Source organism: Rhizobium sp. OAE497 (assembly GCF_040546565.1).
GTDB lineage: Bacteria > Pseudomonadota > Alphaproteobacteria > Rhizobiales > Rhizobiaceae > Rhizobium.
This window is the reverse complement of record NZ_JBEPOA010000001.1, coordinates 1,549,654-1,567,211: the sequence shown is the minus strand read 5'-3', so window position 1 is coordinate 1,567,211 and position 17,558 is coordinate 1,549,654. Positions and strand designations below refer to the sequence as shown.

The window sequence follows — 17,558 nt, the reverse complement described above, 5'->3', positions numbered from 1 at the left end:
CACGTGTAGAGCATACCCGCGGCGATTAATTTTGCCGCGGGTATTCGAGGTAACCGATGGATAATAAGATATATCAAGTCTTCATTAGCTCGACCTTCAAAGACCTTGTCGACGAGCGTCGCTCCGTCGCCGAGGCCATCTCAAAGTCAGGACAAATTCCTGCAGGAATGGAGTATTTTCCGGCGTCGAGCCAGCAGCAATTTCAGTATATAAAACGCATAATTGATCGATGCGATTATTATGTACTGTTAATTGCGGGCATGTATGGCTCTCTATCGACTTCAGGGTTATCGTTCACAGAAGAAGAATATCGATATGCCGTCTCGAAGGGCATCCCAGTCCTTGCGTTTCTACACGGAGACCTGCGCGCCATGCCGTCGGCGAAAGTAGAAACGGACCCCGAACGATTTCAGTTACTGAGCGATTTTCGAGATCAAGTCTCAGAGAATCGAATTGTCGATTTTTGGACCGATGCTCGAGAGCTTCCTGGAAAGGTCGCAATCGCGGTGACTCAAGAGATCAACGTGAATCCTGGTCGGGGCTGGGTACGTGGCGATACGCAGATTTCGCCGGAGGTAGTCCATGAACTAGCGAGCCTCAGAAACGAGAACAGCCGATTGAAGAGCGCTTTGTCACAAATTGAAAGTCGGCCCGACACAGCGACCTCGTCGATCGACCGAACGTTGCAACTCGAATACGAGCCAGGAACCCTCCTGAACTCGATAGGATTGAACTACGGGTCGAATAACGCGCTACCTAAGCGTCAATTCTCCATTTCAATAAAATCGATTCTAGAGAAAATTAATACCGAGCTAATCGCACAGCGGCCAACAATTACAATAGACAAGATAATTCCAGGATACGATCACGGAATTTCTTCAGGAAAGACAAAGCATCGCCTTACGAGAGAAAGCAAAGAGAAGCTGATGTTTTCATTGAAGGCGATGAACATAGTCGACGGCACTATTGACCACAACGGAGACATCAAAAATATAATTCTTTTGGAAGAAGGACGAAAAATTCTCCTCGATATATTCTCGCCGCAGTAAGGCGTCAATTTACTGCTGATACCGTCAAAAGCAGGTCTGTACCAAACAGTTTGCACAGAGGTCCGTCACCATGAAGGCTTACACAGGCGGGACATTCGGTCCAAAGCTTTGGCTGTCAAGTAGGAGACGCCTGAGCCCCTAGGGGCCAACGGCATGACGTGGCTGTTACCCTATCGTTTCCCCTAGAAACACCCCGCAGCCTCATGCCATATGCACACAGCGCCAGCCTCCTCGCGAAGCAAGCGCCCCGATAGCCGGCTCAGTTGGATAGGATCATGGACGAAAAACAATTCCTCGCACTTTGCAAGAACGGGCAGTTCAAGGAAGCGCTGGCGCTGGCGAATGAGGGCCGTGAGGACCAGAAGTTTACGCCGAGCCGGTTCTCGATGGACAAGAAGACCAAGAAGCCGATCTTTTATCGCGGCAACAAGCGCGTCGAAGTCGATGAAAACGGCGAATGGCAGATTTCCAAGAATACGCATGATTGAGCGCTTGCGGTGACCGGCGGCGCGCGAAGCGCATAGGCGAAAAGGCCATTCTGGAATATCCTGATCGGACCAGAAACGGAGGATCGCGCCATGGCCTTCATTCACACTCCCGATGCATCCACAAATGACAAGACGGCATCGATGTATGCCGCGGCGGAGGCGAGTTACGGTTATCTGCCGAACATGTACCGCGCCTTCGGGCACCGGCCGGAGGTGATGGAGCACTGGGGCGCTCTGCTGTCGAGCATCCGCAGCCATATGACGCTCAGGCGCTACGAGCTGGTGACGCTGGCTGCCGCCAAGGAGCTCAAATCCTCCTATTGCATGCTGGCGCACGGTTCCGTGCTGCTGCGCGAAGGCTTTACCAATGACGGGCTGGCGGCAACCGCCGATGGCGGCGAGAAGGCGCCTGTCGATGCGGGCGAGCGGGCGATCATGGCGTTTGCCGCCAAGGTGGTGCGCGACGCCACCAGTATCACCCAGCAGGATGTCGACGCGCTGAAGAAGCACGGGCTCTCGGATGCGGAGATCTTCGACGTCACGGCAGCGGCCGCCGTTCGCTGTTTCTTCTCGAAGATGCTCGATGGTCTCGGCGCGGCACCGGACCATGCCTATGCCGAACGGCTCGATCCCAATCTACGCAAATCGCTCGCCATCGGCCGGCCGATCGACGGGCTCGTCTGACGCTGCAATCGGCCTCTCCCCGTCCACCACCTTCCGGCTGTGGTTGGTTCGTGGAGCATGCGGCTTTTCTCGCTTAGGTTCCTTGCGTCACTCAACGCTGACGGGAGGGAATGATGGCAAGCTGCAAAGAAGCGAACGGCGATACCTGGGATATCTATCAGAGCGACGGATGGCGTTGGCGGCGAACAGCCTCCAACGGCAAGATCGTTGCGGCATCGACGGAATCCTACGTCAACAAGAGCGATTGCATCGCCAACGCGCGGCGTAGTGGGATGACTTGCAATCCGGTATGAGAGGTCTGCTCTAGCGGAAGCTGTTGTAATTGCATGAGTCATCCACGGCACCGACGCGCGGTGAATGGATTCCTGTGACGAGCACTGGAATGAGGGAGGCGGCGGTTTCAGACCCGCCGTCTGGCGAGCGCGATCACCGCGACGCCGACGATGGCGGCCAGCGCGCCCCAATAGATCCAGGGCGTCTGGTCGATCATGAAGCTCTCGGCGGGATAGGGGAAGTAGCCGCTGCCCTGCCCCATCCAGACGAGGCCGACGAGGATCAAGAGTATTCCGAGCACATAGGCGGCCTTGGTCATTGGCGGTCTCCTGCCTGCGTCACTGCTGCGGGCTGTCGGCGAAATGGCGCATGGCGAATTCGGCGATGCGCTGGTTGGATTTGTCAGCATCCTCGAGCAGATGCGGGAAGAGCTGCCAGCCGTGGATCAGGCCGGGCCAGACTTCGAGCGTCACGTCGACACCGGCCTGGCGCGCCTTGTCGGCAAGGCGCAGGCTGTCGTCGAGCAGCGCTTCGCTACCGGAGACCTGCAGCAGCATCGGCGGCAGGCCGGAAAGATCGGCGAAAAGCGGCGAGACGGCCGGATCTTGCGGCGCGGTGGCGCCGAGATAGGGCTTGGCGAGCGCATCGATCACCGCCTTGCTGATCACCGGATCGGTCGCGGCATTGGCTTGCATCGAGGCGCCGCTGGCGGACAGATCGGAAACCGGGCTGATGGCGACGAAGGCTGCGGGAAGCTGGCGGCCCGCCGCCTTCTGCCGCAATACCGCTTCGAGCGCCAGATTGGCGCCGGTGCCATCACCGGCGACGACGATATTGCCGCTCTCGTAGCCGTTTTCGAGCATCCAGCGATAGGCGGTCCTGATGTCGTCGATCTGCGCCGGATAACGCCCCTCCGGTACGAGACGGTAGTCGATCAGCAGCACATCCGAGGAGGCTGCCTTGGCGAGCGATCCGGCCAGCAGCCGGTGCGTGCGCGGCGAGCCACCGTGAAAACCGCCGCCATGGACATAGAGAATGCCGCGGCGGCCGAGCGGATGGTGAAGGCGGGCCGGCCAGATGAGATCGGCCTCAACGCCATCGGCATCCATATGGCGGATCTGCACACGGGTCGGTTCGGGATTGTCGGCCATGAAGCTGCGGAAGGCGGCGGCCCGCTTTTCCGGCGTTGCGGCCTCGGAGAAATGCTTGGTCCAGCGGGAGCCCAGCGTCTCGACCTCGGTCTTCGACTTGGCGCTCTGCGGCGGCACATCGGCGGCGATCGCGAGCCCGGCCAAAGCAGGCAGCAGCGCAAGCGCCAGAACGGCCGTCCTCATCGCCCTCGCCTGAGATATTAACCGGTCACGCATCCAACCCTCCGAAAACCGCGGCCGCCCTGCCCGATCATCGGACAGGACGGCCGCAGAAGTCAAAGGGTTGCTCGGGATTGCCCTCAGCTTTTCGGGAAGTCGGCGCCGATGCTGGTATCCTTCCAGGCTTCGACGAGCGCCAGCCGCTCGGCAAGCTTCTTGGTCACCGCCTCATAGCCGAAGGCGCCGAGCACGAGATGGCGGGGCGCCTTCTCGACCTCGGTGATCTTGATCATCGCCTCGGCAGCACGCACGGGATCGCCCGGTTGCTGGCCGCTATAGCCCGACGTCTGCTTCATGCGCCCGGCAGCGGTCTCGGCATAGTCGGCGATCTTGCTCTCCGTCTGGCGCAGCGAACGGCCGGCCCAATCGGTGCGGAACGGGCCGGGTTCGACGCAGGTAACCTGGATGCCGAGGGCAGCCGTCTCGGCCGCCAGCGAATCCGAGAAGCCTTCGACGGCGTGCTTGCTGGCCGAATAATAGCCGGATGCCGGGAAGCCAATGAAACCGGCGACGGAGGTGATGTTGATGACATGGCCGCGGCGGCGGGTACGCATGCCGGGCAGCACGGCGCGGGTCATGGCAAAGAGGCCGAAGACATTGGCTTCGAACTGATCGCGGATTTCCTGATCGTCGCCTTCCTCGATCGAGGACTGGTAGCCGTAGCCGGCATTGTTGACGAGAACGTCGATGCGGCCGAAGCGCTCCTCGGCTTCCTTGACGGCCGAGGCGATCTGTCCCTTGTCGGTGACATCAAGTGCGATGGCCAGCGCATTGTCATGACCTTCGGCGAGATCGGCGACGCGCGCCTTGTCGCGGGCAGTGACGATGGTCGGCCAGCCGCGGGCAATGGTGAGCTTGGCAAGCTCGCGGCCAAAGCCTGTCGAGCAGCCGGTGATGAACCAGACGGGGGCGTTGTCTTGGGACATGGTATTTTCCTGATCTTTTGGGAGGTGCCTCGGAAGGCAAGAGGTAACAAGACTGATGTAGGGCGAAACGGCCGGATTTCCAGACCAGCCTACTCCGCCCGGATCGCCTCGATGAGCGCCCGGAAGCCGGCCGACATGTGGCGGCGGCTCGGATAATAGAGGTAGAGCGGCTCCTCGGGCTGGCACCAGTCGTCCAGCACCTTGATCAACCTGCCGGCGGCGACATGCTCGGCGACGCGGTTTTCCCAGACATAGGCGAGCGCGACGCCGCCCAGCGCAGCCTGGGTCATCAGTTCGTGATCGTCGAGCGACAGCGGCCCGTTTGGATGGAAGGTGACCGGCTGGCCGTCGCGCGCGAAATCCCAGGGATAGCGCACGCCCGAGGGATACATGTTCTGGATACAGAGATGGCGCTTCAGATCGTGTGGTGTCAGCGGCTTCGGGCGATGCTCGAAATAGGCGGGCGAGCCGACGACGACGAGGCGCAGGCGCGGGCGGATGCGCAAGGCAATCATACCCTCGGTGACGCGCTCGCCGAAGCGGATGCCGGCATCGAAGCCTTCCTCGACGATATCGACCAGCCGGTCCGTGGCGCTGATTTCCAGCTGCAGATTGGGGTTCTTCGACAGCAACGGGCCGATGATATGGCCGACAACGAAGGGTGCGATCGAATTGGCGACGTTGAGGCGCACCTTGCCGAAGGGCGTGTCGCGGAACTGGTTCAGGGCATCGAGCGCCGAGCTGATCTCGCCGAAGGCGGGATCGAGGTGGGATTTCAGGAGCTCGCCGGCCTGGGTCAGCGAGACGCTGCGGGTGGTGCGGTTGAGCAGGCGGATGCCGATCCGTTCCTCGAGATTGAGGACGGCATGGCTGATCGCGGAAGCGGTCACGCCCCGCTCCTCGCCTGCCTTGCGGAAACTGAGATGCCGGGCAACGGCAGCGAAGGCTGCCATTTCGGAGAGATCGGTCGCACGCATTGATGAATCTCACTCAGCATAATTTGGAAAATAACGAATCTTATGCAGGAGCGGCTTTCAGGTCAAATTCCCCTCACCGGCACAGAGAGACCGGCACACAACGAAGAGAGATCTGAAAGGAACGTGTCATGAAAGTCTGGTTCATCACTGGTGCATCGCGCGGTTTTGGCGCGCTGATGACCAAGGAAGCCCTGGCCGCAGGCGATGCCGTCGTTGCCACCGCCCGCAATCCGAAGACCGTCGTCGATGCCATCGGCGAGCATCCCAATCTGCTTGCGACAGCCCTCGATGTCACCGATGAGCGACAGGCGCAGGAAGCCGCAGCAGCAGCCGTCCAGCGCTTCGGCCGCATCGACATTCTGGTCAACAATGCCGGCTACGGGCTGCTCGGCGCCGTCGAGGAGGCCACGGCCGAGGAGATCGAGAAAATCTATGCGACCAATGTCTTCGGGCTGCTGAAGGTCACCCGCGCCGTGCTCCCCCATATGCGCCGCCAGCGCTCGGGCCGCATCCTGAACTTCTCGTCGATCGGCGGCTATGCCGGCTATCCCGGCTGGGGCGTCTATGGCTCGACGAAGTTTGCGGTAGAGGGCCTGTCGGAATCGCTCGCCACCGAAGTCGAGCCGTTCGGCATCAAGGTCACGATCGTCGAGCCCGGCTTCTTCCGCACGGATTTCCTGGCCGACAATTCGCTGTCGATCAGCCCCGCCTCGATCCCCGACTATGTGGGAACGCCGGCCGGCGACATGCGGGACTTTGCGGCCAGCGCCCATCATGCGCAGCCCGGCGATCCCGCAAAGTTTGCGGCCGGCATCGTGACGCTTGTCAATGCCGAGAACCCGCCGCTGCGCATGCCCTTCGGCAGCGATACGGTTGCCAAGCTCGGCGAGAAGAATGCCTTCGTCGAGCAGGAGCTTTCGGCCTGGCGGGCGCTTGCTATCTCGACCGACTTCGCGGCCTGAGGGCAGACCTCATCGCCAAAACGCCGCCCGCGGATTGCGGACGGCGTTTTCATGTCTCAGGCGATGTCGATCACCAGCTTGCCCTTGGCCTGGCGCTCCTCGATCAGGCGGTGTGCTTCGGCGGTTTCTTCAAGCGTGAAGCGGCGGGCATCGAGGCGCGGGACGAGCTTCCCCGCTTCCGCAAGCCTGGTTGCTTCCTGCATGATTTCGCCGTGGTGCTCGCGGCCCTCGCCGGTCAGGAGCGGCAGCAGCGTGAAGACGCCGGAATAGCTCGCAGCCTTGAAGGAGAGCGGCGCCAGCGCATGCGTACCCCAGCCGAGGCTGGTCACCACATGGCCGAAACGCTTGACGGCCTTGAAGGCGGCATCGAGCCCTGCCCCGCCGACCGTGTCATAGACGAGATCGAAGCCCTTGCCGTCGGTATATCTGGCGACATAGTCCTCGACGCTTTCGACAGTGTGGTCGATGGGGGTCGCGCCGAGGCTGCGGATGTAATCGGCCTTCGAGGCGCCATCGGCAGCGTAGACGTCGGCGCCAAATGCCTTGGCGATCTGAACCGCGACATGGCCGACGCCACCGGCTCCGCCAAGGACCAGAACGCTCTGACCTGATTTCACGGCAGCGCGATCGACAAGGCCTTCCCAGGCGGTGATGAAGACCAGCGGCAGGGCTGCCGCCTCGCGCATCGTCAGGTTCGCGGGCTTGATCGCCAGCAGGCGGGCATCGACAGCGGCGAATTCCGCCAGCGAGCCCTGCACGCCGCCGACGCCGCCGGTCATGCCGTAGACCTCGTCGCCGGGGCGAAAGCCGGAAACGCCCTGGCCGACCTCTTCGACGACACCGGCCATGTCGATGCCGAGAATGGCAGGCAGCGGCTGGCGGGCATGTTCTGCGGCACCGGCGCGGATCTTGGTATCGAGCGGGTTGACGCCGCTCGCCTTGATGCGGACGAGGACTTCGCCGGCAGCAGGCTTCGGGCGGGCGATCTCGGCCAGCCGGAACGGTGCATTGTGGTTTTCAAGGATCAGGGCTTTCATCGTGCTCATGTCGGTCACTCCGGTTTCGATGGCCGGATGATCTCCCCAACACGATTGAATGAAAATCAAAGATATCGCATGATCTCCATTCATTATTGAATGAGGCGATCATGGAATGGAGCGATGTCAGGATCTTTCTCGCGATTGCCCGCGAAGGCACGCTCGGCGCTGCCGCCCGAAAGCTCGGGCAGACGCAGCCGACCATGGGGCGGCGGCTGAAGGCGCTGGAGGCGGCGACCGGCCACATGCTGTTCCAGCGAACAGCCGACGGCTTCGTGCTGACCGACGAGGGCAGCATCGTTCTGCAGCATGCATTGCGGATGGAGGAAGAAGCCGTTGCGCTGGAGCGGCAACTGCAAGGCAGCACGCGATCGCTCGAGGGCATGCTGCGGATCTCGTGCTCTGACTGGTTCGGCCTTCACATGCTGACGCCGGTTCTGGCGGAATTCTCGCAGGCACATCCGAAGGTTTCGGTCGAATTGCTCACCGATGCGCGGCTCCTCAACCTCTCACGGCGCGAGGCCGATCTGGTCTTCCGCATCCGGCCGTTCACCGAACCTGAGGTGATCTCACGCAAGCTGATGCATATCGGCTATGGGCTCTACGTTGCGAAAGGCACGCCTCACCCAACGGCGGGAGACGGCAGCGGCTTTACCATCGTCACCATGGACGAGGCCTTTGCCGAAATGCCCGATGTGCATTGGGTGACGCGGACCTTCCCCAACGCGACGATCACCATGCGCAGCAACAATCGCGATGTGCAGGCGGCCCTTTGCGCCCGCGGTGCGGGAATGGCCGTTTTGCCGCGGCCGCTCGGCGATCATTTTCCGGGATTGGAGCGCGTCGACGTGCCCGAAGCGCCGCCGGGGCGCGATACGTTCCTCGGCTATCACCGCGATCTGAAGCGGCTACCGCGGCTGCGGGCATTCATGGATGTGGTGATCAGCCGGCTCACTCCGGCCGGCTGATCGCTGGACAGTGACTTACTGCAGGGTGCGTGTCGGGATCGCCTGCGCGGCAACGCCCGGAGCAGCAGCCGGAACGCCGTTGCCATCGAGGCCGGTCGCCACGACGGAGACCCGGAACTTGCCATCGAGATTGCGGTCGAAGATCGCACCGACGACGATGTCGGCATCGTCCTGAACCTCGTCGCGGATGCGGCTTGCGGCTTCGTCGACTTCGAACAGCGTCATATCGGAGCCGCCGGAGATCGAAATCAGCACGCCCTTGGCGCCCTTCATCGAGATATCGTCGAGCAGCGGGTTGGCGATTGCCGCTTCGGCGGCCTTCATCGCACGGCTCTCACCGGCCGCCTCGCCCGTACCCATCATCGCCCGGCCCATGCCGCGCATGACGGATTTGACGTCGGCGAAGTCGAGGTTGATCAGACCTTCCTTGACGATGAGATCGGTGATGCAGCCGACACCGGCGTAGAGAACGCGGTCGGCGGTCATAAAGGCATCGGCGAAGGTGGTCTTCGCGTCGGCGATGCGGAACAGGTTCTGGTTCGGGATGACGATGACGGTATCGGCGGCCTGACGCAGGGCCTCGATGCCGATCTCGGCCATCTTCATGCGGCGGTTGCCTTCGAAGGTGAAGGGCTTGGTGACGACGCCGACGGTCAGGATGCCGGCCTGGCGCGCGGCGTGAGCGATCACCGGCGCTGCACCCGTTCCGGTGCCGCCGCCCATGCCGGCGGTGACGAAGCACATGTGCGAACCGGCCAGGTGATCCATGATCTCGTCGATCGATTCCTCAGCGGCCGCATGACCGACCTCCGGGAGCGAACCGGCGCCGAGACCTTCGGTGACATGGGCACCGAGCTGGATGCGGCGCGAGGCCTTGGAGGTGGCGAGCACCTGGGCATCGGTATTGGCGGCGATGAAATCGACGCCCTCAAGATTTTCCGCGATCATGTTGTTGATCGCATTGCCGCCGCCGCCGCCGACGCCGATTACCGTAATACGCGGCCGCAGTCCCGAAATGCCGCTCTTGGCGTCCGTCATCCCATTCTCCTTTGATGCAAAGTGTATGCCCCGCCCTCGTTGCGGAACAGCGAATCGAGCGTCAGGTTATGGCTGCAAGAAGGCAGAGGCAGGGCGAAAGAACAAGATGGAGACCATCCGAAATAAAATACGGAACCTTTTCCACTGTCGTGCATTGTGACGGATTCATGTCACCATCTAACGGAGAGGAGAAAAGCTGAAATGCCTAGCATTGCCGCACGCCAGACCGTCGCCCCGCCGCATGATCACGTCCTGACAGTCCAGGAGGCGCTCGAGCCGCTGTTCCTGGCGCTCGAACAGGAAGTCGAGGTCAAGATGGTGGCCGCAGCCCTTCGCGCCGGCTGGTCAGCCGAAGACGCGGTGGCCGCCATCGACGAGCTGCGCCGCAACGAACTCGTCGACCCTCCGGCCACGCATTAATTTGATGGCCCGCGAAAAATTGTCATTCGCCATCGCGCGCGAATGACCTAAGTCTAGCGCGACACTTCATGTTCGCGGAGCCTCCCCATGTCCTTCAAATCGATCTGCGTTTACGGCGCCGGTGCGCTCGGTGGCGCCATTGCGGCAAAGCTTGCCGTCGCCGGTAACGGCGTCACCGTCTCCGCCGTCGCCCGCGGTGCCCATCTCAAGAGCATCCGCGAAAACGGCTTGAAGCTTTACGAAGCCGGCGCCGAAAAGCCGATCAAGGTGGAGATCACCGCGACCGACGATCCCTACAGCCTGCCGAAACAGGACCTGATCATCACCGGTCTCAAGGGTCACCAGCTTGGCGATGCGGCCGAGGGCATTGCTGCGCTCCTGAAGGACGGCACGCGGGTGATGATGATCCTGAATGGCATTCCCTGGTGGTATTTCCACCGCGACAGCCAGAGCCCGCATGCCGAACTGCAGTTCGAAGAGCTCGACCCGGCGGGACGCCTGTGGCGGCTGATCGGACCGGAGCGCGTGATCGGCTGTGTTGCGATGCAGGGCGCCGAAGTCGTCAATCCCGGCGAGATCCAGCTTTCCAACAACGGCCGCTATATCCTCGGCGAGCCCTCGGGCGAGATGAGCGATGATCTCGAAGGCATCAAGGCGCTGCTGACGGCTGCCGGGCTCAACGTCTCGACGACGCCGCGCATCCGCGACGAGATCTGGAACAAGCTGACCGGCAACGCCGCCTTCAATCCGCTCAGCGCGCTGACACGAGCCCTGATGACCGACATCATGGCCGACCCGGCACTCTACGACATGGTCGGCAAGATCATGAACGAGGTGCGCGCCGTCGGCACAGCGCTCGGCGCGAAATTTTCGATCACCATCGAGGAGCGCCTCGAGCAATCCCGCCATATCGGCGCCGTCAGAACATCAATGCTGCAGGATCTTCTGGCCGGCAAAGCGCTGGAGATCGTGCCTCTGAGCGGCATGGTCGTGGCGCTCGGCCGCCTTGCCTCGGTGCCGACGCCCGTATCCGAGACGGTGCTGGCGCTTGTCTCGCAACTCGACATCGAGAACCGCCGCGGCGCCTAGCGCCCGGCCTTTTATGCTTTTCATATATGGCGCGTGACGGCCCGGAATGGATTTCCTACGGCCCGCGGGATTAGCCTTTGCCGGGAATGCAGAGGTAATCCCATGCGAGACGTCATGCCTGCCAATCCGCTTCCGCACCGCCCGCGCCGCGGTGCTACTCCGCGCGTGATGCGCGAACGCCGCACGGCGCAGGTGCTGACGGTATTCGGCATTATCCTCGCCTGCGTCGAGCTCTACGTCATCCTCGGCTGGATGTGAGGCCCCGATGCGACGCAATGTTTGGCCGCGCCTTTCCGGCGCGATCACCCCGCTCGTCACGCCTTTCCGTCACGGCGCCGTCGATATCGCCAGCTTGGAGCGGTTAACCGAATGGCAGATCGCCAGCGGCATCGGCGGCCTGGCGGTCTCGACCGTCACCGGTGAAGGCCCTGCTCTCTCCGATAGGGAGCGCGACCTTGTTCTCTCGACAGTGCTGCTCGCTGCCGATGATCGTGTGCCCGTCATTGCCGCGACGGGTACGAACGGCACGGCGAGCACGATCGCGCTGACCAGACGCGCCGAAGCGCTCGGCGCCAGCGCAGCCCTCGTCACCGTTCCCTATTATTCGAAGCCGGGACAGAAGGGCATTCTGCGGCATTTCAGCGAACTTGCCGCGGCATGCAGCCTGCCCTTGATCATTTCAAGCGATCCCGGCCGCACCGCCTCGCCGTTGCTGCCATCGACCCTCGATGAACTGTCGCAGACCGGCACGATCTTCGGCCTGCTCGATGCCGGCGGCGACATCGGCACACTGGCGCCTTACCGCGACCGGTTCCACCTGTTCACCGGCAACGCGGTGACGGCACCGGCGTTCATCGCCTGCGGCGGAGACGGCATTATCGCACCGGCTGCCAATGTGCTGCCGAAGCTCGTCACCTCGCTGCAGCATGCGTCTGCCTGCGGCAACCTTCCGGGAGCGCTGGTGCTTGCCGACCGCCTTGCGCCGCTTGCCACAGCGATCGGCGATGGCGAGCCTGCCAATATCAAGTTCGCGCTCGGCGCTTTCCCGGGCATCCCCGCTGATGTGCGCCTGCCGCTGGTTCCTGCTGAGCAAACCGTGCAGGAGGCAATCTGTGCGGCTCTGCAGAGCTGCACCTCCCCGGTGCACCATGCGCTATCCCTATGAGATTTTTATAGTTTCAGCCGTGGCCGCGAATGGAACGCCAACCGCACTTACCATAGATTTCCAGTGCTAGCCCGCAGCGCCCAAAGGCAAATGCGGGAAAACTTCGAAAGGACATATCGATGTCACGACTTTCTTCCGGCGCGTCCGCCGATCCGCTTCAACGCAACAACGCGCCCGCCCGCTTCACCATCGGCAGGAACAGGCGCGGACAGTGGATCGTTGCCGACCGCGACGGACTGGTCGGCGGCCTCTTCATCAACGAGGCCGCCGCCCTGCATTTCGCCGCTGCGGAGTGCAATCACAACCCGGCCGATATCTGCCGCGCGGTAGACGGAACGCTGATGGAATTCGGCGTCTCCGACGGCAGCGGCATGCGGCTGCACTAGGCGCCTACAGGCTCCCGTTGTGCCAAACCGGGAGCCTTCGCCGCCAGGCTGCCAAACCTTTCCTTAACCGCGCAGCCTTAAGATCACCGGTCAAATAGCAGCCAGTTTTCGGGACCGATGAGCAAGCCGAACTTCCGCTTCAAGCACTACGACCTTCATGAGCAGCGCGCCGGCACCATCGTCGAAGTGGCGCTCAATGCGGTGAACAACGTTCGCCTGATGACGGCACCGCAGTTCCAGCGCTTCACTGAGGTTCTCGATTTCAAATATATCGGCGGCGTCGCCAAGAAATCGCCGGTCAAGCTGGTGATCCCGGAAGGCGGCCACTGGCACCTGATCGTCGATATGGAAGGCCATCACGGACTGGCGGAATCCGCCGTCAAGGTGATCGCGGCACCGGGCGCCCAGAAGAAGGCCTCCTGAGATCGCCTAAGGCGATATCAGCGCGGATTGCGCTCTTTCCTGAGCTTTGACCACCATTCAAGCCGCTTGCGGATCTCGCGCTCGAAACCGCGCTCCGGCGGATCGTAGAAGGTCTTGCGACCCATCTTTTCCGGGAAATAATCCTGGCCTGAAAAGGCATCGGGCTCGTCGTGATCGTAACGATAGCCCTCGTTATAGCCTTCATCCTTCATCAGCTTGGTCGGCGCATTGAGGATGTGCTTGGGCGGCAGCAGCGAGCCGTTCTGCTTGGCCGCCATGGTCGCCGCCTTGAAGGCGGTGTAGACGGCGTTGGATTTCGGCGCCGTCGCCAGATAGACGCAGGCCTGCGCCAGCGCCAGCTCGCCTTCGGGTGAGCCGAGATAGTCGTAAGCGTCCTTGGCGGCGTTGCAGATGACGAGCGCCTGCGGGTCGGCAAGGCCGATATCCTCGACGGCCATCCGCACCAGACGGCGGCCGAGATAGAGCGGGTCTTCTCCGGCATCGAACATGCGCGCCAGATAGTAGAGCGCCGCATCCGGATCCGAACCGCGGACCGATTTGTGAAGCGCCGAAATCAGATTGTAGTGACCGTCCTGCGCCTTGTCGTAGACAGGGGCCCGGCGTTGAACGATGCGCGTCAGGCCCTCGGTGTCGAAAATTTCTCCGGGGCGCGCGGCGCGCCAGACCTCCTCGGCGAGCGTCAGCACGGCGCGGCCATCGCCATCGGCCATGCGCAGCAGGCTGGCGCGGGCGTCCTCGGTCAACGGCAATGGCTTCTGCTCGACCTCTTCGGCGCGCTTGAGCAGTTCGCTCAGGCTCTCCTCGTCATGCGACTTGAAGGTCAGCACCCGGGCGCGCGACAGAAGAGCGGCGTTGAGCTCGAAGGACGGGTTTTCGGTGGTGGCGCCGACGAGGATGACGGTGCCGTCTTCCATCACCGGCAGGAAGCTATCCTGCTGGGCGCGGTTGAAGCGATGGATCTCGTCGACGAAGAGCAGCGTCTGGCGGCCATCCATACGGCGCAGCCGCGCGGCCTCGAAGACCTTCTTCAGATCGGCGACGCCCGAGAAGATCGCGGAGATCTGCTCGAAGGCGAGGCCTGCCTCGCCCGAAAGCAGGCGCGCCACCGTCGTCTTGCCGGTTCCGGGCGGTCCCCAGAAGATCATCGAACCGAGCGATCCGCTCTCGATCATCCGCCGGAGAACACCATCCTCGCCGGTCAGGTGGCCCTGCCCCGCGACTTCCGACAGCGTCTGTGGCCTCAACCGATCGGCAAGAGGCCGCCGGCTGGCGACCTCATCTGGAATGCGCGGTGCGAAGAGATCATCACTCATCGGAAGAACTGCCTGATCCTCTGGCCGTCGCGCTCGATTTCGACGCGCCAGAGACCGGCATCGTCCGAGGCGATCTGCGACAGCTGCTCGGTGGTCTGCACCGGCGTTCCGTTGATCGCGACGATGATATCCTTCGGTTCGAAGCCGAGGCGCGCGGCCGGCGAGTCATCCTTGACCTCAGCAACGACGACGCCGGTCGATTCCGTCGGCATGCGCAGCTCGTCGGCAACGCGCGGCGAGAGGTTTTCGACGACAGTGCCGGTGAAGGGCGTGCGGCCGCCGATGGTGCGCTGGTCGCGCGGCGAGGTTTCGGGGGCGCGATCGAGCTTCAGCGCAACCTGCTGTTCGCCGCCATTCTCGACGACGCCGAGCTTGACCGTATTGCCGAGGCCGGCCGTCGTCAGACGATAGAGGAGCGCATCCGGATGCTCGACCGGGATGCCGTTGACCGAGGTGACGATCTCGCCGGCCTTCAGGCCAGCCTTCTGCGCCGGGCTACCGTCGGTCACCTTGACGATCAGTGCGCCGCGGGCCTTGTCGAGGCCGAGCGCCTCCGCAACCTCCGAGGTCACCGCATCGAAGGTGGCGCCGACATAGGGACGCTCGAAGGACTTCACGCCGGCATCGGCCGATGTCAGGAACACTTTGACGAGATTGGCAGGGATCGCAAAGCCGATACCGTTCGAGCCGCCGCCGCGGGAGAAGATCGCCGTGTTGATGCCGATCAGCTCGCCCTTCATGTTCATCAGCGCGCCGCCCGAATTGCCGGGGTTGATCGAGGCATCGGTCTGGATGAAGAAGCCGAACTCGTTCTTGACCACCTGGTTGCGGGCGAGCGCGGAAACGATGCCCGAGGTCACCGTCTGGCCGACGCCGAAGGGGTTACCGATGGCGAGAACGAGATCGCCGACCTCGACGGCATCTGAATTGCCGATCGGCAGCGTCGGAAAATTCGCCTTGGTATCGATCTTCAGCACTGCGAGATCGAGGCGATCGTCACGCAGCACGACCTTGCACGGGAACTCGCGGCCATCGGAGAGCGCCACCTTGATATCGTCGGCGCCTTCGATGACGTGGTTGTTGGTGACCACGGTGCCGTTCGCCTCAACAATGACGCCGGAGCCGAGCGACGACTGCTTCTCCGACCGGTTCGGCATCTGCTGGCCGAAGAACTGCTCGAAGAAGGGATCGCCGGCAAAGGGCGACTGCCGCTGCACGGTCTTTTCGGCATAGACGTTCACAACCGCGCCCGAGGTCTGCTTGACCAGCGGGGCGAAGGACAGCTGCATTTGCATCTGGCTCTGCGGTACGGTTTTCGCGTCCTCGGCATGCGCGCCAAGCGGCAGGAGAACCGCGAGCGCAAAAAGCGGAACAAACGAACGTTTCAACAGGCCTTGCATTGGAATCCCTTCTGAAATGCTTCCGGATCAGTGTTGTAGCGCCGGACGCTAGAAAGGAAAGAGGGCGGAAGCATGGAAGCTTCCGCCCGCCTGATGATGCTTCCGGCCTGCGAGTTTGTTTCAGCAAAGCCGGATATGGAATTGATCGGCAAGGCAAAAGACCTCACCTGGTCACCGCTGTGTGAGAGCCGCCTCGAAGAGAGATGCTAGAAGGCAACCTCGAGGTTCTGGCGGTCCTGGGCGATGACCCGGCAAGTGGTCTCGAAGCCCTCGCCCTTGATCGCCAGAATGAATTCCGGCGGGATCCCGGCGGAGTTCGAAACCGAGAGGCCGGCGCTATCGGCGCCGAGCGACTTGATGGTGCAGTCGATGGTCGAGCGGCGGTCGTTGAACAGGATAGAGCCTGCCTTCAGGACGCGGCGGCGGGCGCCTGCCGAACCTTCGGACCGGATGGAGCTCCACGATACGCAGCGATCGCGCCCGCTGTTCTTGGCGTGGTACATCGCGGCATCGGCCTGGGCGAGCAACGTTTCTATATCCTTGGTGATGATCGACATGGAGGAGATGCCGAAGCTCGCGGTTACCGTCAGCGAGCCAAAGTCGCCCTGGATCGGCTGGGCCGAGATTGCCGCCCGCATCTTTTCGGCCACGGCTGCGGCACCCTCGCGGTCGATATGCGGCAGCACGATGCAGAATTCCTCGCCGCCGAGGCGACCGAACAGATCGCCGGCCCGGAGATTGGCCTTGCAGGTCGCGGCCACCGCGCGCAGCACCTGATCACCCGCGGCATGGCCATGGGTATCGTTGACACTCTTGAAGCGGTCGATATCCAGCACGATAGTGGAGAGATTGTGCTGATGGCGGATCGCCAGCGAGATCAGCTGGTCGGCTTCCTGCTTGAAGGCGCGCCGGGTCAAGGCTTCCGTCAGGCTGTCGGTCGCCGCTGATTGCAGGAGTTCGATACGGTCCATCGCCGCACCGGCAAGCTCTTGCAGGATCGCGAGATCGCGCGCGCCGAAGGATCGCGCCATCCGGTCGATGGCGCAGACCGTACCGATGATATGCCCGGCCTTGGTCGTCAGCGGCACGCCGGCATAGAAGCGGATATGGCTGTCGCCGGTGACTGCCGGATGCTGCGCGAAGCGTGGATCCTTGGTGGCATCCTGGACGATGACGGGCTCTTCGTAATCGACGACATAACGGCAGAACGTATCTTCCCGCGGCACTTCATCGGCGGTGAGGCCGGAGCAGGCCTGATACCATTGCCGATGCGCATCGATGAGCGAGACGAGGCCGATATCGATCGCAAAGATCTGCTTGATCAGCCGGACGATGCGATCGAAGCCCTCGTCTCTCGGCGCGTCGAGAAGATCGAGCTGCTCCAGCGCCGCAAGACGCTCCATTTCCCGCTTCCGTGCGTCTGCGGAAGACTTACCGAATGCACGTGCAACGACCATTGCCGCATTGCTCCTCAACCGACCGATATAGCGATGCATCCCATATATTGGTGAACAAATCGGATATATTGCATTTAGCGAATCCTTCATATTCCGATCGAGGCATCGCTGA

General features: G+C 62.3%; 22 protein-coding genes. 13 read left to right on the top strand and 9 right to left on the bottom strand.

Going from position 1 to position 17,558, the window contains the following annotated elements; genetic code table 11:
• Positions 1-56: 56 nt before the first annotated feature.
• The 4 genes from ABIE40_RS08135 (at position 57) to ABIE40_RS08120 (ending at position 2,514) form a co-directional block, all read left to right on the top strand.
• The gene (locus tag ABIE40_RS08135) at positions 57-1,049 is read left to right on the top strand and encodes a DUF4062 domain-containing protein (RefSeq protein ID WP_199629426.1); all 993 of its coding nucleotides are present in this window, start codon (positions 57-59) and stop codon (positions 1,047-1,049) included.
• 275 nt (positions 1,050-1,324) lie between these two features.
• The gene (locus ABIE40_RS08130) at positions 1,325-1,537 is read left to right on the top strand and encodes a hypothetical protein (RefSeq protein WP_112711510.1); all 213 of its coding nucleotides are present in this window, start codon (positions 1,325-1,327) and stop codon (positions 1,535-1,537) included.
• A gap of 90 nt (positions 1,538-1,627) precedes the next feature.
• Positions 1,628-2,221, top strand: coding sequence for a carboxymuconolactone decarboxylase family protein (locus tag ABIE40_RS08125; RefSeq protein WP_199629427.1), 594 nt, complete (start codon positions 1,628-1,630; stop codon positions 2,219-2,221).
• A gap of 113 nt (positions 2,222-2,334) precedes the next feature.
• Positions 2,335-2,514: a DUF1508 domain-containing protein gene (locus tag ABIE40_RS08120; RefSeq protein ID WP_130282445.1), complete on the top strand. Its 180-nt coding sequence runs from the start codon at positions 2,335-2,337 to the stop codon at positions 2,512-2,514.
• A 107-nt stretch (positions 2,515-2,621) separates the two neighbouring features.
• On the opposite strand, the gene ABIE40_RS08115 is transcribed toward ABIE40_RS08120, so the two are convergent.
• The 4 genes from ABIE40_RS08115 to ABIE40_RS08100 all read right to left on the bottom strand — a co-directional run bounded on the left by ABIE40_RS08115 (position 2,622) and on the right by ABIE40_RS08100 (position 5,767).
• Complete coding sequence (locus tag ABIE40_RS08115) at positions 2,622-2,813, bottom strand: hypothetical protein (protein WP_199629428.1); 192 nt, start codon at positions 2,811-2,813, stop codon at positions 2,622-2,624.
• Positions 2,814-2,832: 19 nt separating this feature from the next.
• Complete coding sequence (locus tag ABIE40_RS08110) at positions 2,833-3,828, bottom strand: alpha/beta hydrolase (RefSeq protein ID WP_354540986.1); 996 nt, start codon at positions 3,826-3,828, stop codon at positions 2,833-2,835.
• Positions 3,829-3,944: 116 nt separating this feature from the next.
• The gene (locus ABIE40_RS08105) at positions 3,945-4,790 is read right to left on the bottom strand and encodes an oxidoreductase (RefSeq protein ID WP_199629430.1); all 846 of its coding nucleotides are present in this window, start codon (positions 4,788-4,790) and stop codon (positions 3,945-3,947) included.
• 89 nt (positions 4,791-4,879) lie between these two features.
• Positions 4,880-5,767 carry a LysR family transcriptional regulator gene (locus ABIE40_RS08100; protein ID WP_199629431.1) on the bottom strand — a complete coding sequence of 296 codons (888 nt, stop codon included), beginning with the start codon at positions 5,765-5,767 and terminating at the stop codon, positions 4,880-4,882.
• A 128-nt stretch (positions 5,768-5,895) separates the two neighbouring features.
• On the opposite strand from ABIE40_RS08100, the gene ABIE40_RS08095 reads away from it, so the two are divergent.
• The gene (locus ABIE40_RS08095) at positions 5,896-6,729 is read left to right on the top strand and encodes an oxidoreductase (protein WP_199629432.1); all 834 of its coding nucleotides are present in this window, start codon (positions 5,896-5,898) and stop codon (positions 6,727-6,729) included.
• A gap of 56 nt (positions 6,730-6,785) precedes the next feature.
• On the opposite strand, the gene ABIE40_RS08090 is transcribed toward ABIE40_RS08095, so the two are convergent.
• Positions 6,786-7,775, bottom strand: a complete 990-nt coding sequence (locus tag ABIE40_RS08090; protein WP_210341220.1) for a zinc-dependent alcohol dehydrogenase family protein — start codon at positions 7,773-7,775, stop codon at positions 6,786-6,788.
• 101 nt (positions 7,776-7,876) lie between these two features.
• On the opposite strand from ABIE40_RS08090, the gene ABIE40_RS08085 reads away from it, so the two are divergent.
• Complete coding sequence (locus ABIE40_RS08085) at positions 7,877-8,734, top strand: LysR family transcriptional regulator (RefSeq protein ID WP_199629434.1); 858 nt, start codon at positions 7,877-7,879, stop codon at positions 8,732-8,734.
• A 15-nt stretch (positions 8,735-8,749) separates the two neighbouring features.
• On the opposite strand, the gene ftsZ is transcribed toward ABIE40_RS08085, so the two are convergent.
• Positions 8,750-9,772 (bottom strand): cell division protein FtsZ, encoded by a 1,023-nt coding sequence (ftsZ, locus tag ABIE40_RS08080; protein WP_112711502.1) that lies wholly within the window; start codon positions 9,770-9,772, stop codon positions 8,750-8,752.
• 201 nt (positions 9,773-9,973) lie between these two features.
• Here ftsZ and ABIE40_RS08075 point away from each other — a divergent pair, with 201 nt between their 5' ends.
• From ABIE40_RS08075 to ABIE40_RS08050, 6 genes are all read left to right on the top strand, one after another.
• Complete coding sequence (locus ABIE40_RS08075; RefSeq protein ID WP_130282461.1) at positions 9,974-10,192, top strand: hypothetical protein; 219 nt, start codon at positions 9,974-9,976, stop codon at positions 10,190-10,192.
• A gap of 87 nt (positions 10,193-10,279) precedes the next feature.
• Complete coding sequence (locus tag ABIE40_RS08070) at positions 10,280-11,281, top strand: ketopantoate reductase family protein (protein WP_199629435.1); 1,002 nt, start codon at positions 10,280-10,282, stop codon at positions 11,279-11,281.
• A 102-nt stretch (positions 11,282-11,383) separates the two neighbouring features.
• Positions 11,384-11,539 carry a hypothetical protein gene (locus ABIE40_RS08065; RefSeq protein WP_199629436.1) on the top strand — a complete coding sequence of 52 codons (156 nt, stop codon included), beginning with the start codon at positions 11,384-11,386 and terminating at the stop codon, positions 11,537-11,539.
• A 7-nt stretch (positions 11,540-11,546) separates the two neighbouring features.
• On the top strand, positions 11,547-12,446 hold the full coding sequence (locus tag ABIE40_RS08060; RefSeq protein WP_199629437.1) for a dihydrodipicolinate synthase family protein: 900 nt from the start codon (positions 11,547-11,549) through the stop codon (positions 12,444-12,446).
• A gap of 119 nt (positions 12,447-12,565) precedes the next feature.
• A complete protein-coding gene (locus tag ABIE40_RS08055; protein WP_199629438.1) occupies positions 12,566-12,832 on the top strand; it encodes a hypothetical protein in 267 nt (88 codons plus the stop codon).
• A 117-nt stretch (positions 12,833-12,949) separates the two neighbouring features.
• Positions 12,950-13,255, top strand: coding sequence for a DUF1883 domain-containing protein (locus tag ABIE40_RS08050; protein WP_199629439.1), 306 nt, complete (start codon positions 12,950-12,952; stop codon positions 13,253-13,255).
• 17 nt (positions 13,256-13,272) lie between these two features.
• Here ABIE40_RS08050 and ABIE40_RS08045 read toward each other — a convergent pair whose 3' ends face one another.
• Complete coding sequence (locus ABIE40_RS08045; protein WP_199629440.1) at positions 13,273-14,589, bottom strand: replication-associated recombination protein A; 1,317 nt, start codon at positions 14,587-14,589, stop codon at positions 13,273-13,275.
• Positions 14,586-15,989 carry a DegQ family serine endoprotease gene (locus ABIE40_RS08040; RefSeq protein WP_112711495.1) on the bottom strand — a complete coding sequence of 468 codons (1,404 nt, stop codon included), beginning with the start codon at positions 15,987-15,989 and terminating at the stop codon, positions 14,586-14,588. The genes ABIE40_RS08045 and ABIE40_RS08040 overlap by 4 nt, the downstream gene beginning before the upstream one ends.
• A gap of 72 nt (positions 15,990-16,061) precedes the next feature.
• Here ABIE40_RS08040 and ABIE40_RS08035 point away from each other — a divergent pair, with 72 nt between their 5' ends.
• Positions 16,062-16,199 carry a hypothetical protein gene (locus ABIE40_RS08035; protein WP_199629441.1) on the top strand — a complete coding sequence of 46 codons (138 nt, stop codon included), beginning with the start codon at positions 16,062-16,064 and terminating at the stop codon, positions 16,197-16,199.
• On the opposite strand, the gene ABIE40_RS08030 is transcribed toward ABIE40_RS08035, so the two are convergent.
• Positions 16,196-17,446: a sensor domain-containing diguanylate cyclase gene (locus tag ABIE40_RS08030; RefSeq protein WP_199629442.1), complete on the bottom strand. Its 1,251-nt coding sequence runs from the start codon at positions 17,444-17,446 to the stop codon at positions 16,196-16,198. The genes ABIE40_RS08035 and ABIE40_RS08030 overlap by 4 nt on opposite strands.
• Positions 17,447-17,558 lie beyond the last annotated feature (112 nt).

Excerpts from the sequence above, each read along its gene's own strand:
- ftsZ (WP_112711502.1), bottom strand. The coding sequence starts at position 9,772 with ATGACGGACGCCAAGAGCGGCATTTCGGGACTGCGGCCGCGTATTACG.
- ABIE40_RS08135 (WP_199629426.1), top strand. The coding sequence starts at position 57 with ATGGATAATAAGATATATCAAGTCTTCATTAGCTCGACCTTCAAAGAC.
- ABIE40_RS08130 (WP_112711510.1), top strand. The coding sequence starts at position 1,325 with ATGGACGAAAAACAATTCCTCGCACTTTGCAAGAACGGGCAGTTCAAG.
- ABIE40_RS08030 (WP_199629442.1), bottom strand. The coding sequence starts at position 17,446 with ATGGTCGTTGCACGTGCATTCGGTAAGTCTTCCGCAGACGCACGGAAG.
- ABIE40_RS08125 (WP_199629427.1), top strand. The coding sequence starts at position 1,628 with ATGGCCTTCATTCACACTCCCGATGCATCCACAAATGACAAGACGGCA.
- ABIE40_RS08120 (WP_130282445.1), top strand. The coding sequence starts at position 2,335 with ATGGCAAGCTGCAAAGAAGCGAACGGCGATACCTGGGATATCTATCAG.
- ABIE40_RS08115 (WP_199629428.1), bottom strand. The coding sequence starts at position 2,813 with ATGACCAAGGCCGCCTATGTGCTCGGAATACTCTTGATCCTCGTCGGC.
- ABIE40_RS08095 (WP_199629432.1), top strand. The coding sequence starts at position 5,896 with ATGAAAGTCTGGTTCATCACTGGTGCATCGCGCGGTTTTGGCGCGCTG.
- ABIE40_RS08065 (WP_199629436.1), top strand. The coding sequence starts at position 11,384 with ATGCGAGACGTCATGCCTGCCAATCCGCTTCCGCACCGCCCGCGCCGC.
- ABIE40_RS08105 (WP_199629430.1), bottom strand. The coding sequence starts at position 4,790 with ATGTCCCAAGACAACGCCCCCGTCTGGTTCATCACCGGCTGCTCGACA.
- ABIE40_RS08060 (WP_199629437.1), top strand. The coding sequence starts at position 11,547 with ATGCGACGCAATGTTTGGCCGCGCCTTTCCGGCGCGATCACCCCGCTC.
- ABIE40_RS08050 (WP_199629439.1), top strand. The coding sequence starts at position 12,950 with ATGAGCAAGCCGAACTTCCGCTTCAAGCACTACGACCTTCATGAGCAG.
- ABIE40_RS08035 (WP_199629441.1), top strand. The coding sequence starts at position 16,062 with ATGGAAGCTTCCGCCCGCCTGATGATGCTTCCGGCCTGCGAGTTTGTT.
- ABIE40_RS08100 (WP_199629431.1), bottom strand. The coding sequence starts at position 5,767 with ATGCGTGCGACCGATCTCTCCGAAATGGCAGCCTTCGCTGCCGTTGCC.
- ABIE40_RS08075 (WP_130282461.1), top strand. The coding sequence starts at position 9,974 with ATGCCTAGCATTGCCGCACGCCAGACCGTCGCCCCGCCGCATGATCAC.
- ABIE40_RS08090 (WP_210341220.1), bottom strand. The coding sequence starts at position 7,775 with ATGAGCACGATGAAAGCCCTGATCCTTGAAAACCACAATGCACCGTTC.
- ABIE40_RS08070 (WP_199629435.1), top strand. The coding sequence starts at position 10,280 with ATGTCCTTCAAATCGATCTGCGTTTACGGCGCCGGTGCGCTCGGTGGC.
- ABIE40_RS08055 (WP_199629438.1), top strand. The coding sequence starts at position 12,566 with ATGTCACGACTTTCTTCCGGCGCGTCCGCCGATCCGCTTCAACGCAAC.
- ABIE40_RS08040 (WP_112711495.1), bottom strand. The coding sequence starts at position 15,989 with ATGCAAGGCCTGTTGAAACGTTCGTTTGTTCCGCTTTTTGCGCTCGCG.
- ABIE40_RS08085 (WP_199629434.1), top strand. The coding sequence starts at position 7,877 with ATGGAATGGAGCGATGTCAGGATCTTTCTCGCGATTGCCCGCGAAGGC.
- ABIE40_RS08045 (WP_199629440.1), bottom strand. The coding sequence starts at position 14,589 with ATGAGTGATGATCTCTTCGCACCGCGCATTCCAGATGAGGTCGCCAGC.
- ABIE40_RS08110 (WP_354540986.1), bottom strand. The coding sequence starts at position 3,828 with ATGAGGACGGCCGTTCTGGCGCTTGCGCTGCTGCCTGCTTTGGCCGGG.